The organism is Luteibacter sp. NPDC104163, from assembly GCF_055584245.1.
This window is the reverse complement of record NZ_JBVJMK010000017.1, coordinates 33176-46633: the sequence shown is the minus strand read 5'-3', so window position 1 is coordinate 46633 and position 13458 is coordinate 33176. Positions and strand designations below refer to the sequence as shown.

The 13458-nt window shown below is 63.1% G+C and carries 16 protein-coding genes; 7 read left to right on the top strand and 9 right to left on the bottom strand.

Translation table 11 applies throughout. The features are described from left to right. Positions 1 to 7 precede the first annotated feature (7 nt). The 5 genes from ACZ6YI_RS17495 to ACZ6YI_RS17475 all read right to left on the bottom strand — a co-directional run bounded on the left by ACZ6YI_RS17495 (position 8) and on the right by ACZ6YI_RS17475 (position 3205). Positions 8 to 433, bottom strand: coding sequence for a hypothetical protein (locus ACZ6YI_RS17495; RefSeq protein ID WP_465779780.1), 426 nt, complete (start codon positions 431 to 433; stop codon positions 8 to 10). Positions 434 to 811: 378 nt separating this feature from the next. Beyond that, positions 812 to 1069 carry a hypothetical protein gene (locus ACZ6YI_RS17490; RefSeq protein ID WP_440326482.1) on the bottom strand — a complete coding sequence of 86 codons (258 nt, stop codon included), beginning with the start codon at positions 1067 to 1069 and terminating at the stop codon, positions 812 to 814. A 65-nt stretch (positions 1070 to 1134) separates the two neighbouring features. Beyond that, a complete protein-coding gene (locus tag ACZ6YI_RS17485; protein WP_465779779.1) occupies positions 1135 to 1737 on the bottom strand; it encodes a DUF2589 domain-containing protein in 603 nt (200 codons plus the stop codon). A 79-nt stretch (positions 1738 to 1816) separates the two neighbouring features. After that, positions 1817 to 2344, bottom strand: coding sequence for a DUF2589 domain-containing protein (locus ACZ6YI_RS17480; RefSeq protein ID WP_465779778.1), 528 nt, complete (start codon positions 2342 to 2344; stop codon positions 1817 to 1819). A 162-nt stretch (positions 2345 to 2506) separates the two neighbouring features. Continuing rightward, positions 2507 to 3205 carry a response regulator gene (locus ACZ6YI_RS17475; protein WP_465779777.1) on the bottom strand — a complete coding sequence of 233 codons (699 nt, stop codon included), beginning with the start codon at positions 3203 to 3205 and terminating at the stop codon, positions 2507 to 2509. Positions 3206 to 3338: 133 nt separating this feature from the next. Between ACZ6YI_RS17475 and ACZ6YI_RS17470 the strand changes: the two genes are divergently transcribed. Continuing rightward, positions 3339 to 3938 carry a winged helix-turn-helix domain-containing protein gene (locus tag ACZ6YI_RS17470; RefSeq protein WP_465779776.1) on the top strand — a complete coding sequence of 200 codons (600 nt, stop codon included), beginning with the start codon at positions 3339 to 3341 and terminating at the stop codon, positions 3936 to 3938. Here the strand turns inward: ACZ6YI_RS17470 and ACZ6YI_RS17465 are convergent. Continuing rightward, positions 3899 to 6277: an HsdM family class I SAM-dependent methyltransferase gene (locus ACZ6YI_RS17465; protein WP_465779775.1), complete on the bottom strand. Its 2379-nt coding sequence runs from the start codon at positions 6275 to 6277 to the stop codon at positions 3899 to 3901. The two genes, ACZ6YI_RS17470 and ACZ6YI_RS17465, sit on opposite strands and share 40 nt — an antisense overlap. Before the next feature lie 117 nt (positions 6278 to 6394). After that, a complete protein-coding gene (locus ACZ6YI_RS17460; RefSeq protein ID WP_465779774.1) occupies positions 6395 to 7480 on the bottom strand; it encodes an acyltransferase family protein in 1086 nt (361 codons plus the stop codon). A gap of 127 nt (positions 7481 to 7607) precedes the next feature. On the opposite strand from ACZ6YI_RS17460, the gene ACZ6YI_RS17455 reads away from it, so the two are divergent. The 4 genes from ACZ6YI_RS17455 to ACZ6YI_RS17440 all read left to right on the top strand — a co-directional run bounded on the left by ACZ6YI_RS17455 (position 7608) and on the right by ACZ6YI_RS17440 (position 11382). Next, the gene (locus ACZ6YI_RS17455) at positions 7608 to 8423 is read left to right on the top strand and encodes a helix-turn-helix domain-containing protein (protein WP_465779773.1); all 816 of its coding nucleotides are present in this window, start codon (positions 7608 to 7610) and stop codon (positions 8421 to 8423) included. A 66-nt stretch (positions 8424 to 8489) separates the two neighbouring features. Beyond that, on the top strand, positions 8490 to 9095 hold the full coding sequence (locus ACZ6YI_RS17450) for a carbonic anhydrase (protein WP_465779772.1): 606 nt from the start codon (positions 8490 to 8492) through the stop codon (positions 9093 to 9095). Between the two features lie 318 nt (positions 9096 to 9413). Next, positions 9414 to 10658, top strand: coding sequence for a DNA cytosine methyltransferase (locus ACZ6YI_RS17445; protein WP_465779771.1), 1245 nt, complete (start codon positions 9414 to 9416; stop codon positions 10656 to 10658). After that, the gene (locus ACZ6YI_RS17440) at positions 10636 to 11382 is read left to right on the top strand and encodes a GIY-YIG nuclease family protein (RefSeq protein ID WP_465779770.1); all 747 of its coding nucleotides are present in this window, start codon (positions 10636 to 10638) and stop codon (positions 11380 to 11382) included. The genes ACZ6YI_RS17445 and ACZ6YI_RS17440 overlap by 23 nt, the downstream gene beginning before the upstream one ends. An 8-nt stretch (positions 11383 to 11390) precedes the next feature. On the opposite strand, the gene ACZ6YI_RS17435 is transcribed toward ACZ6YI_RS17440, so the two are convergent. Beyond that, a complete protein-coding gene (locus tag ACZ6YI_RS17435; RefSeq protein ID WP_465779819.1) occupies positions 11391 to 11804 on the bottom strand; it encodes a very short patch repair endonuclease in 414 nt (137 codons plus the stop codon). Positions 11805 to 11837: 33 nt separating this feature from the next. After that, complete coding sequence (locus ACZ6YI_RS17430) at positions 11838 to 12149, bottom strand: helix-turn-helix domain-containing protein (RefSeq protein ID WP_465779769.1); 312 nt, start codon at positions 12147 to 12149, stop codon at positions 11838 to 11840. A gap of 125 nt (positions 12150 to 12274) precedes the next feature. Here ACZ6YI_RS17430 and ACZ6YI_RS17425 point away from each other — a divergent pair, with 125 nt between their 5' ends. Both ACZ6YI_RS17425 and ACZ6YI_RS17420 read left to right on the top strand, forming a co-directional pair. After that, positions 12275 to 12661, top strand: coding sequence for a hypothetical protein (locus ACZ6YI_RS17425; RefSeq protein ID WP_465779768.1), 387 nt, complete (start codon positions 12275 to 12277; stop codon positions 12659 to 12661). Positions 12662 to 12689: 28 nt separating this feature from the next. Beyond that, positions 12690 to 13199 carry a hypothetical protein gene (locus tag ACZ6YI_RS17420; RefSeq protein ID WP_465779767.1) on the top strand — a complete coding sequence of 170 codons (510 nt, stop codon included), beginning with the start codon at positions 12690 to 12692 and terminating at the stop codon, positions 13197 to 13199. Positions 13200 to 13458 lie beyond the last annotated feature (259 nt).

Below are 13458 nucleotides of genomic sequence, written 5' to 3'. Positions count from 1 at the left end.
GTTCTCCTTAGCGCTTGCCCCAGGGGGCGGGCGAAGGTGACAGGTCACCGGACCACGCGCGTCCGGAACGCTCGAATGCCAGGCTCAGGCCCGATTCCCCTTCGCGGATCAGGACGTCACCCGGATACAGGCCGGCACAGAAGCCACCTCCGTTCGGTGGTGGGTTGAAACGGAACTGAGCCTCGCCATCTTTCTCGTCGAGCAGTTCAGCGGGAAGCTGGCAGTTATGCGGTTCGCGAAAGCGCAGCTGCAGCTTCTCGCCGCGGCGCATGGCGACCACCCGCGTTGCATCATCCCCAGCCCTCAGCACTCCCGACCATTGGCCGTCGGGGATGCGCGCGTCTGCAACACCGCAGGCGGCAAACAGGATGGTGCACAAACCAAGGCCTCGTATCTTCGTCAACGTTCCATGTGACATGTCGCTCTCCTTCATGGTTGGGGACCTGGCCCCGAGGCATCGACGGCGCGGCCGTCGATGTAAAGCCGTGCCACCCCGTCTTTCGCGGCGTCACAGCACACTTCGATCTGGCGGATCCGCCAGGGTGTCAGTCGCGCAAAGGGCGGCCGTCCCGGTATCACCTGCAGCGTGAGTCCTTCGCCACGCGTCGTTCCTTCGAACACGATGTGGATCCCGAGCACGCGTGGAACCCACCGCACCCGTTCCGTTGTTGCGCCTTCGAGCCACGGGAGCGGCAACGGCGGCCCACAAAGGGCTTCCCCGCGGCGGCGCAAGGCAAGCGCCTGCGCTGATTCGACAGCGGAACGAACGCGAGCCAGGAGCGTCGTCGCCAGCATCGGACGGCGACCCATCTCAGTCCGCCAGCCACGGGGGCTTGCGAGCGAAACCTACGTGGTAACAGATCCATTGCAGCACCACCTGGTGCTCACCGATCTGCAGGATCGTGAAGCTCTTCTCCGTGGCCATCACGTGGCCGCGTGGTGACTCATTGAGGCAACGGTTGAGCATGGCGCGCGCTTCCTCGATCTGTTCCTCGCCCGACATCTGGCTCGGGTTGTTGCTGCCGACCACGATGCGCTTCACGAAACGAACATCGGTGACATCAAACATGGGTTGCTCCTCACATGGTCGTGGCACCTCGGTGCCACGACCATTGCCAGTTCGCGATGCGCGGGTTATTGGACCCCGGGCGCGGGCGTGGGCACATTCGGTTCGACGACCTTGCCTGGCTTCGCCACAACGGCGGTCTGCAGGATATCCATCACCCGCGCAAGGCCTTCGGGCATGCCCGCATCACGCGCCTGCACATTGACGTGATACCTGGCCGAGTTGTCCGTGGTGCGAGTGTTTTCCTTATGGGAAGCCACCGAGCCCTGGACCGAAACCTTTGCGCCGAACCCACCCCAGGAGGCGTCGAAGCCCACGGTCGCATCCAGCGAGCTCTTGTCGTGCGTCGAGGCCTTAACTTCCATGTCAAACGTGATGTCGACATTCTCCACGGCCAGGGTCGGCACCTTGACGATCGAGAGCAACGGAACGTTCATCTCGACGAGCTCGTCCTTCCAGGTTCCATCGGCATCCTGCACCGGCCGGGTGAACTGAAAGGTCGAGGTACGGGTCGCGCCGGTGCTTCCGTCCTCATTCTGCTCAAAGCCGACGTTCCTGATGAAATCGGCCGTGGCCTGCGCAAGACGCACCTGTGCGTCACACGCCGCCAGCAGGGGGGCACCGACAAGGTCGCCCATGGGCAGGCCACGGAACTGTTCGGAAATAGTCATGATGTAACTCCTTTACGTATCGACATGGGTCCCGCCGCACTTCATGTGCCGCGGGGTTCGGCCGGTATCGGGGGAGGGGTTAGTCGCCCGGCCTGAACGTCTGGAAGACCCCTTGGGTCATCGCTAAATGGTTGGTCAGGCGCGCGACACCGTCCGTGGGTTCGACGCCTTCGACGCGGAGCTTCACGTGCACCTTGCCGCCCTGGTCGTTCCGGTGGCGCGCAGCGGTATCCAGTTGCACGGATTGTTTCCTCGATCGTGAGAGGAAAGCCCAGCGGCTTTGCTCTAAATCAGGCATACCGTCACCGTCCTTCTCACCGCTGTCGCTGAACTCGCCAAGCTCGGCATCGAAACAGATCTCGACATCCTTGATCCGCAGCGATGTCGTGGGGACCAGCGGCAACAGCGGGGCCCGGTAGAGATCCTCATCGCCATCGTCCGTACCCACCTTCATCGAGGGCATGCGGATCACCACGCTCTTCGGCCTGTTGTCTTCATCGAAATATTCGCCAAGGTGGGCGACCTGGGCCTGCTCGATGCGAGCCTGGGCCTCGACCACGGCACCAGCCATCGCCTCGATCATTCCTTCGAGTGACGTAGCCGTCATCGAGCGACGCACACACAGCGGAACTTCCCGTTCACTTGCATCGACATCCGTATCTCCTTTGATGGTGTGCGTCGCCGTGGGCCTACTATGGATTCACCGCGACCCGGGTGCTATCGGCGATGCACTGATATCCCGGTCGCACATGCGCTGATCTCCGCGTGCTCACGGATCCAGCGACACCAGGCCCGCACGCAGGGCGTAACGCGTGAGGCTGGCGATGCCATCGACCTCCAGTTTTGCCAGGATGTGCTCGCGGTGCGTGCCCACCGTTTTCATGCTGATATGCAGCCGCTCCGCGATCTGCCGGGTCGAAAGGCCCTCGGCGTAAAGCTGTGCGACCTCCTTTTCCCGTGGCGTCAGCACGGATGCCGGATCATCGTCGCGGCAGAATGCTTCCACGAGGACGTGCGCCAGCTCGGGGCTGACGTGGTAGCGCGATGAAAGCACGCTGTCGATGCCATCGACCAGGTTGGCGAACGTGCAGCGCTTGAGCACGTAGCCGTGGGCGCCGGCGTCGAACGCGGCACGCACGCAGGGCCGGTCGCCCGTCTCCGCGAGGCAGAGCATGCGCGTCTGCGGGCAGCGTGACGCGACCCGGCGGGCGGCCTCGATGCCATTGAGCCCGGGCATGCTGTCGTTGAACAACAACAGGTCGGGCTTGTGGTCGACGCACAGGCGCAGGCAGTCGCGCCCATCGCCCGTCGTACCCACGACTTCGAACCGCTCCTGTTGGGACAGCAACGCGGCAAGCCCTTCCCGCATCAACTCCTGGTCGTCCGCGAGGACGACGCGAACAGGGCGGTCTATTCCCTGTGACAGAATGCGATCCGCACGGTGTCCGCCTACATGGTTCCCTTGCATTTACCTACTCCTTGTTTGGGCAGGCGCGTACCGTCGGCGAGAGAACATTCTCACGTCCTTCCGGGAACCTTACGGGCCGACAAACATATCTATATTCAAGTAGTTGCCTGTGCCGGCAACCACCGTTGGCGGCATGCAGCATTCCGAAGTGTCTTCTCCCTTTCTCATTGGCGCCTGGGTTGTCCACCCGGATCGACGGGTTATCGAAAGCCGTGGGGCAACACGCGCGCTCGAGCCCCGGCACGTCGATGTGCTGTGTGTGCTTGCGTCCCGCCAGGGCCAGGTCGTGAGCGTGGAAGAACTGCTGGATGCCTGCTGGAAGGGCGGATTCTTCGGGGACAACCCCGTGCACAAGGCGATCGCCATACTTCGCCGCGCGCTGGGTGACGACGTTCGACGCCCCCGCTACATCCAGACCATCCGCAAACGTGGTTACCTGCTGATCGCGCGTGTCGCGCCGTTACGCCGCATCGATGAGCGGCTGGAGTCTGCCATCCGCCGATGGGGTGAGTCGCCGGCGTTCCAGCGGCGGATGCGCGCACTGGGTCCGCACGATGAGGCGAGCTGGCAGGTGCTCACCGCGGTGCTGTTGCGCGTGGCATCCGCGCTGGTGGCCGACGGTGTCCTGCCGGGTGCGCTGGGCGCGGTCGACGAAGCACGCGGCTGGCTCGTCGACAAGGTGGACCGACCTGGTCAGTCGACGAAGAACGCCGCGTCTTCCGTGCCGGCGTAGCCGGTCAATGCCGTGAGCACGACGCGGCGCGTCTGGGCGAGCCGCTCTTCCACCCACGCCTCGAGCACCGGATCGTCGGGCAACGCGAACTGTGCGATGCGCGCCGGCGTCAGCTTCCGGCCGTAGGAGAAGCGCCACTTTTCTTCGTGCAGGCAGGCCGCAGCGATCACGAGCATCGCTTCGCTCAGGCGGCGGCGTGGCAGCAACACCAGGCAATCGTCGTTCACGGCGCACGGCTCGAACTGCACGAAGGCCTCGCCGATTGAACCGGTCTGCGCCACCGTGACAAACGGCGGCTGCATGACCTGGCCGAACTCCAGCCAGCCGTAGCAGCCGTTGTAGGCTTCCGTAGGCGAGATCACCAACGTCTCGCCGTCGGCGATGCCATCGCGGCTGTGCAATTCCTTCATGCCGTACACGATATCGAAGGCATCGCCGATCGTGCCCGGGCGGGCCGCATCGGAGAGCGCCTTCGCATTGTCCTTCTTCGCCTGCGACATCAGGCTGCGGTAGCCCGACATGCGGATGCCGCCCTGGCGTACCTGGTCGCGCTGCACGGTGACTTCGCGCGCATAGCGCGTATAGAACGAGGCCAGGCGGCGCAGGTGCACATCCACGGCTTCCTGCACTTCATCGCGGCTGGGCGGGGCGGAATCGACGTAGGCGCCTGCGGCCCACTCGCGCTCGCCCGATACGTGGCCAAGGCCCGAGAAACCCGGGATGGCGCGCTTGTTGACGATAGCGTCCACCGCCTGCGGGATATCGTTCGGCTCGGTAGGCCGCTCCACCCGGATGCCCTTGCGAAGGGTCAGGCCATCGTGGTGCAGGCGTACGAACACCGTGGCAACGGTCGGATCGTGCTTCACGCCCTTCTCCAGCACGACCACGGAGGTGGTGGCGGAGGCATAGGGCTGGAACAGTTCATCCGGCAGCTGGCACACCGCCAGCAGGCGGTGATGCTTCAGGATCTTCTGCCGCCATGCACCCTTGCTCTTCTTCACGATCAGGCTCGTCGGCAGCACCACGGCCACCTTGCCGCGGTGCTTCAGCGCGTCCAGCGCGCGATCGACGAAGTCTTCGGACGGCGTATCCGAGGCCTTGTGCGGGAACGGCGGGTTCATCAGCACCACGTCCACGTTCCCCTCGGGGAAATCGGGCGCGGTGAAGCAATCTTCCTGGTGGATCTGGGTGGCACCATCGCCACGCAGGATCATGTTGGCGACGCACAGCGCGGCGGTAACCGGTTCCGTCTCGAACCCGTAGAGCTGCTTGCGTGCGACCTTGACCATCTCCGCGCGGCTCAGGTCGTGCGCGCGGAGCAGGCGATCCATGGCGGCGACCAGGAAGCCACCGGTACCGCACGCGGGATCGAGCACGTGGTCGCGCGGGCCCACTTCACAGACATCCGCCATGAACTGAGCGATGTGGCGCGGCGTGAAGTACTGGCCGATGGTGTTGCCACCGGTGTAGCGGAAGAAGGTCTCGTAGAGCTGGCCGAGATAATCGTGTTCGGCCGTGAGCACGCTGACGTTGAGCTTTTCGAGGATGCGGGCGATTTCCACCGCGCGCGTGGCGAGCTTCGCGTTCGCCTCCTCGACATGCAGGCTGCGGCCCAGCGCGGGCTTGCCGGCCTTCTCGAACGCGCGCAGGCACTCCGCGTTGATGTCGGAGAGGATGTGGTCTTCGTCGCGGCGGATCCGGCCCTTCGAGCTCGCGAGCGCCAGCATGATCGCGGCGACCACGGCGGGGCGGAACTCGTCCTTGATCTTCGCCTCGCGCAACAGGCGGTTGATTTCTTCCGCCCGGCGCGCAAGCACCTCCGGCGGAGGAATCGTGGGGCGCAGTTCCGGACGGCCGTGCGGCGAGGCGACGCGCTCGAGGTCGGCGCGGTTCGGGATCCAGGAGACAGGCTTGCCGCCGTAGGTCACGATCGACCATTCGCCATCGGCATAGCGCGAGACGCGCAGCTCGAAGCTATCGTCGGAGGTACCGGCCAGGCCGATCGCAAGCGGCGCATAACCCTTTTGCTTGAAACGCTCAGCGTAATGCTGCGCCTCGCGCAGGGCCTTGCCATGTTCGCTGCTGAGCTTCTTGGCCTCGACCACGGCCAGGACTTTCTCGGTGACCTTGTCGACCAGCAGGGCCTCGGGGTAACCGCTGCCGCCGCCGGTCTTGCTGGCCTGCTTCAGGGCTTTCTCGATCAGCGGGAAGGCGCCGTATTCGTTCTGCAGCAGGACATCGCCGACGGGAGGCTTCTTCGGGGACCACCCCTGGGCGCTCAGCAGCTCATCGAGCAACTTCTCGCTGCGCCGTTCGGAGATTCCCTTGGTCTTGCTCATCACGACTCCGCTGCCGTCCGCTGTGCGGCAGAAAACAAATACGGTAGGGGGCGGATGTCTCAGGAGGCGAGACAGGCCATTCCGGGCGGCCGGAGCGGCGTTTGCCGGGTCGCTAGGCTAGCATGGTTCAGGTCGCGGGGCGGCCTCGGCAGGCGCGACGGGGGCTCCGCCCAAGCCCGCAACACCGGGGAGGCAGGCCAACAAGGGCTTCTCGATCCAGTGGTAGCTGGCCAGGGCGAACGCGAGGCCCGCGGCCACCATGCCGGCCATGAGCAGGGCGGGATCGACGACGCCGATCCATCCAAGCCGCGCGAACACAGCGGCGACCCCTTCGAAGACGATCAGATGCCAGAGGTAGATGGAGAACGAGGCATCACCGAGGTACTGGAGGCACCGCGGCATGATCCAGCGGCCCTGTAGTTCGAGGACCACGAACCCGTAGATGAGCAAGGCAGCGGGCGCGGCCCAGCCGACGACACGTAGCGGGTACGACACCGGGTCGTGCGCGACGAACCAGGTGCCCGCTAGCATCCAGATGCTGGCAACTACCCAGAGCGCCCCGTGGAAACGCTGGAAACCTCGCCGGACCAGCATGCCGATAGCGACGCCGAACGAGAACTCGAGCAGGATGGGCGCGAACACGTAGTTCCATGGTGACGCGGCATGTCCGGCGCCTGCCGCGGTCGCGACCACGAGCACGCCGAACCACGCCGCCAGGCCAAGCATGGCTCTCCTCCCAAGCGCCCATAGGCTGAGCGCGACCACCGCGTAGAAATACACCTCATAGGTCAGCGTCCATGCGACACCCACTATGTAGTTGGGCGCGCCGTTGACCAGTGTCAGCAGTTCCAGCAGCGGCTTCTCCTGCCCACGCGGCAGCGGTGGCCCGCACAGCATGACGAGGAAGGCCGCGGCGAACGCGATCCAGTAGAGCGGGTAGATCCGGATGAAACGCTTCATCGCGAAGACGAAGACGGCCCTGCCCCGGCCTACCTGCCCGAGCTCGCCGATCGAGCGCTGGAGCACGTTGTAGATGATGAAGCCGGAGATGACGAAGAAGACATCCACGCCGGCCGGGCCGATGGCCGCGAAGAACGGCTTGACCCAGTAGAGGCGGGTCGGGCCGAGGTTCCAGAACATGTGGCACGAGACCACCATGAGCGCCGCGATGGCACGCATGCCTTGGATATTGCGGTATGTCATGCCACGCCGTTCCCGGAACCGGTGATGTAGGTGCCATTGGGCTTCCCCGGCGTTGCACCCGCCGGTTGCCTGCGTGCTGGCGTCCCTTCCACAATCATCGGCAGGATCCCCGTGCAGGCGCCGTCCCATGCCACACCCAGAGCCAACTCCTGGCGGCGAGCTCGGCCGCATGCTCAAGGCCTGGCGCGGCATGCGGGGGCTGAGCCAGCTGAGCCTGTCGCTGGAGACGGGCGTATCGCAGAAGCACCTGAGCTTCATCGAGAGCGGACGCACCGTTCCCAGTCGCCAGACCCTGATGGCCGTGGCCGATGGGCTGGACATGCCGTTTCGGGAACGTAATGAGCTATTGCTCGCCGCCGGCTACGCGCCACAGTTTGCGGAAGAAAGCTGGGATGCCGCCGGCATGGCGGTCGTTCGCCATGCTCTGGAACGCATGCTTCGCCAGCACGAGCCGTATCCCGCGGTCGTGATGGATCGCTGGTGGAATGTCGTAATGGCGAATAGCGCCACCACCCGGCTGTTCAATGCCTTCATCGACCTGGACCGCTGGCCGCGCCCGCGAAACCTTCTGCACCTGTTCTTCGATCCAGTCGGGCTGCGGCCTTTCGTGCCCGATTGGCCGCGTTTCTCCGCAGCGCTCCTGCAGCGGGTACGGCGCGAAGCGGTGGCTGGCGTGATGGATGAGGACACCCAGGCCTTGCTGGCCCAGCTGCGCGCCTACCCCGGTGTCGATGGCACCGCCGCTTTCGAACCCTCTGCGCCCGATCTTCCCGTCATCCCGCTGACCCTGAGCGATGGCGAACGCCGGCTCAGCTACTTCTCGCTCGTTACCACGGTAGGGACGCCACGCGCGCTGGGGCCCGAGGAGTGGCGACTGGAGTGCATGTCACCGGTGGATGAGGCCACCGAAGCCTGGCACGCCGCCGTTATTCCTGTGGCGTAATTGCCGGCCTATCGGGCGCTGCACAGACTGGTCTCCACACCCAACACCCTGCCTGTGGAGGCAACCATGACCCGCACGTCTTCCCGCTTCAGCGACTATGTTTTCAGTGCCCAGCCGGGCTACGACGAACCGACCCTGCGCGAGGCGTTCTCGCAGGCCGTACCGCTTACGTCGGTCGTCATCTACTGCTATGACCCGCGCGTCCGCGAGATCCCGGAGGCCGTGGCGAAGTTCCTGGGCAACCAGGTCTACCCGGGCGACGTCATTCTCGACGCGAATGGCAGCCGGGTGGGTTCGACGACGACCATGGGCACGGTCTCAGTCGCCGCCGGCCGCGCCGTCGATGCGATCCGCTCGGTCACGGTGGGCGAATACCTGTTCGGCATCGAGACCGTGGTGGTCGTGCACCACTCGAACTGCGGCGCCACGTCGTACACCGCCGACCGGATGGTCGCGAACTATGCCCACGAACACGACGGCGCCGATATTTCCAAAGCGTACGACGCAGGCTCGGTGAGCATCAGCGATTACGAGGATTCGCTGGCCTACGACGTTGCGCTGCTGCGCGCAGCGCCGGGCGTACCGAAGCACGCCGACATCCTCGGCCTGTTCTACAACACCGACACCGGTGAACTCACGGAAGTGGTGCGTAATCCCGCTGTTCGCGGCTGAGTGACGCACAAAAAGAAAGGGCCCTGATTGCTCAGGGCCCTTTCCGGTTTGGCTGGGAGACTAGGACATGCATAAAGTCTACCCAACTACTTGATTTCAGGCCATTCGGCGCTCGGTCAGCATTGGAGGGATTGCTCTCCAATTTTGACCAAGAGAGCGAAGCCTATCACGGACGGCGACGGCTGCAGCCCATCTCCGGACCTGGCTTGCCACAAGCGTGTCTCGGCCATTGAGACGTGTCAGCAGGGGTCTCTCCCGAGGTTGAACAACTGTCCGAGCACGATCAAACTAGGGCCGGACACCTGCAGGATTGAACCGATGTCCAGAGCCACCCCGCTTCCGGCCGCCCCCCGTTCCATTGAACTTTTCACTGGCGCTGGCGGTTTGGCCCTAGCCACTCATATGTCCGGGTTTCACCACGAAAGCCTCTTCGAGTGGAACACTGATGCTTGTGAGACGCTTAGGACCAACTCGGCCCATCCTGCCACTAGAGGGCTCTCTCGCTGGCGGGGAAGGGTCGTGGAAGGAGATGTCCGTGCCGCTGCTTTCGGACAGTTCGACGGCATTGATCTAGTGGCGGGCGGTCCGCCGTGCCAGCCGTTCTCCCTCGGAGGGCGCCACAAGGGCATGGAAGATCAGCGGGATATGATCCCGCAGTTTATTCGGGCTGTCCGAGAGGCTCGTCCACGCGCGTTTATCATGGAAAACGTCCGCGGTCTGACGCGCAAAGCATTCGCCGCCTATCTGAACTGGTCGGTTCTTCAACTGACCTACCCGGAGATTGAGCGTAGGGCTGGCGAGGAGTGGGAGGAACACTTGGCTCGGCTGGAGCAGCACCACACGTCCGCCCCCCGGGCGGAGGGCCTGGCCTACAACGTGGTCCATCGGGTTCTGAATGCGGCTGACTTCGGCGTCCCCCAATGCCGGGAACGTCTGTTCGTAGTCGGATTCCGTTGTGATATCGATGCTCATTGGACCTTCCCTACTCCGACTCATTCCCAGGAGCGGCTCCTTCAAGATCAATGGGTGTCCAAGACCTATTGGAAGCGGGTGGGAGCCAAAGCCACGGCCATGCCCCCAGCCGTGAAGCGTCGGCTTCACAGTCTGGAAAAAATGGACGTTTCGAACACGCTCCCCTGGAAGACGATCCGGGAAGCCATCTGCGATTTGCCCAAGCCGTTTGCCAAAGAAGATCACCATGGTGAGATCTTCAATCATCGCCTTCAACTTGGTGCCCGTCCCTACCCTGGTCACACCGGTAGTCCCTACGACGCCCCCTCAAAAACGCTGAAGGCAGGCGACCATGGTGTCCCTGGCGGGGAAAATATGATTGACTTCGGCGTGGGTGGGGAGAAGCGCTACCGGTATTTCACAATCCGCGAAGCCGCCCGCATCCAAACCTTCCCTGACGCTTGGCATTTCCGGGGCGCATGGAGCGAAGCAATGAGACAACTTGGCAACGCGGTTCCAGTAGACCTGGCGAAGGTCGTGGCAGGGAGCGTGGCGGCCACGTTGGCTGCCACGGACAACCCGCCTCAACATGCACGCGATCTACAACTTTGACTTTCTTGACACGATTTCCCGCCAACTCTACGAAAGGCTGGGAGCCCTGCCAGCCACCGCGCTGACGCCTACATCGCTGGGTGAACTGGCGGCTTTTCAGTCAGAAAAGATGGCCCGGCAGGGGGTCTACATGCTTTATGTGGATGGAAATCCCGTCTACATAGGCAAAGCCGACGATGTCCGCGACAGGCTGTTTCAACACCGGACAAAACTTTCAGGGCGGCTACACGTGGACATGGAAAACGTAGCCTACAAGTGCCTGCTCCTCGACAAGAGCATGAGCACGGCCGCCAACGAGACGATCCTAATGGGGCTGTTTATGCAGCACCATACAGGGATGTGGAACAACTCTGGCTTTGGACCGAAAGACCCTGGCAAAGAACGAGACACGACCCGCCCTAGCAAGTTCGATCAGACCCATCCCATTAATGTGGATTTTCCGATCGCGGGATTGGAAGCGTCGGAGACCATTGGTGCGCTGTTTGCCAGATTGAAACAGACCCTTCCCTTCGTCTTTCGCTATGAATCGCTTCCGAATCAGATTTCAGAAACGGTCGTCACCCTGGATGGGGTGCCACACACGGCGATCGCACTGCTTAGGGCGGCCATGGCGACCTTCGATCCGGGCTGGCGCGCCGCAGTTCTCTATTACGGCATGGTGATATACAAGACTAGTAAATCCTATCCTCATGCGCTAAGTGTCATTGATTCGCCATCAGGATAAACGGTCGCTCACGACTCCGACTGTAGAAAGCACTGGATTCGGTCCGATAAGAGCGAGGCGTCCTTTGTTTGACACTCCCAGACGACCATCACTCTCCATCCTTCCGCCTTCAGACGATGAATAGCCAGCAGGTCCCGTGACACGTTCGCCTCCAGTTTCGGGATCCAGAAGTCCAGCCGTGATTTTGGCAGGCGTGCCAGTTTGCATCCGTCATGTCGATGCCAAAAACAGCCGTGCACGAATATCACCGATTTCCGGCCAGGGAAAACCAAATCAGGCTTTCCCGGCAAGGCGGCGACATGAAGCCGGTAACGGTATCCCAGGCCATACAATAGCCTTCGGACCACCATTTCAGGCTTCGTGTCCTTAGCCTGGACACGGGACATGCGTTCCGAGCGCTGTTTCGGAGTCAATGTGTCCATAGGCGTCAGCCTATCCCATGGTTGCATGCCGTCTCACCGTAACCTATCCGGCCTTCTCACCAGTTCATGTGCGGGCCTGGGCGAAACCGACAGCCGACGTTCGAGTTCGGCAATGAAGGCTTCCCAGTCGGCGCCATAGACACCAACCAAACGCCGGCATACCAGCAGGTCCACGCCTCGCTGGCCCAGTTCGATCTCCGAGATGGTCGTCTGGCTGGTCCGCATCTGTTCCGCCACCTGGTCCTGGCGCAGCCCCGTAGCCAGCCGAAGTTCGCGCAGCAGCGAGCAAAGCACCTGCTGCTCGTGCTTATGGACCGATGTCAGTTTGGGAACGTGCTTGGGCATGCGGACCTCGACGGACCCCGCACGCTAATCCCAGCGTGTGTTTACACTATTTTCAGGCATGCACCCGAAAAACGGGTGTAATCTCCGTGACGCGCCGCTGATGGCGCTCTTCAGGAACAGGGACCATGTTGGATTGGATGTTTGGTGGCAGAAGCCGCCCGCTGGGTTGCACCTTGGTTTTGGCCATCTGCGGGGCGTGGGGGCCTTCTGCCCACGCCGCGACGCATTACCTGACCGTTATTAATGACGACGCCGTCCCGGCCACCTCCGTTGAGGCCGCGCCCACGGGAACCAACGACTACCGCCCATTGGACACGGCCGGATCGCTCCAGGGCGGCCGGGCCGGCCAAGTCATGGTCGCATTCCCCGATGGCCAGTGCGTGTTCGATCTCCGGGTGAGTTACCCCGACCGGGGGCCGATGACCATCACTCAGTGGAACATCTGCCGCCAGCCCACGCTGTATCTGGGCAAGGCCCGCCGCGCCGGCATCCGCCAAGCCCACCCGCACTAAGCACCCCTAACCTACCAAGGAGGAAGAGATGCCTTTTATCCCTGTTTTGGTGGTGGCCTGGTTGCTGGTGACCGGGCTGCTCTTGGTTCTCGGCGCCCCGTTTACCGTCTCGGCCGTCCTGGCGTTTGTGCCGGCGCTCATGACCGGAGGGCTGACCCGCCTGCGTTGGGGCCCCCAGCCCTTGAAGGATCGCCAGTTCACTGCGAAGAGCGAACCACCACTGACGGCATCCTATGCCGCTGACAACATTGCCCTCGACCTGACCACTCAACGGCTCTGGCTGAAGGACCTGCGCGGCCGCAGCTACATCCTCGACCGGGCGGAGATCGCGGAGTGGGAGCACACCTGGACCGACACGGCAAATGGCTTCGGGAAGCGGTCCAGGATCCGCAATGAGATTGGCATCCGGGTCCGCCGACTGGACACCCCCGTGATCCGGGTGGCGTTCCGCCGCTACTCCGATGCCTTCAATGGCAATCGGAACTTCGAACAAGCATCCGAGTGGCAGAACCGACTGACCACGTTCCTCAATGACTGATGGGCAGAATGCCGCAGGGGCGCCCCCTGGCGCTCTTGCGGCTCGATGTGAGGGGCAAAAATCCGACTTCGGTGGGACGGCGGATTATGACAAGGTGACCTGATGCGTCACCTTCATGAGAAGCCCAGGAGCGAGCGGCGATGGAGAGTATCCGGAGAACGGCGGCGAGTAGCCGGGAAAAATATGGGAGGGGTGACAGAGAGTTACTGGCTTTTCTGTATTAACACCTATAGACCCTACATACTCTCCCGGTCTCGTT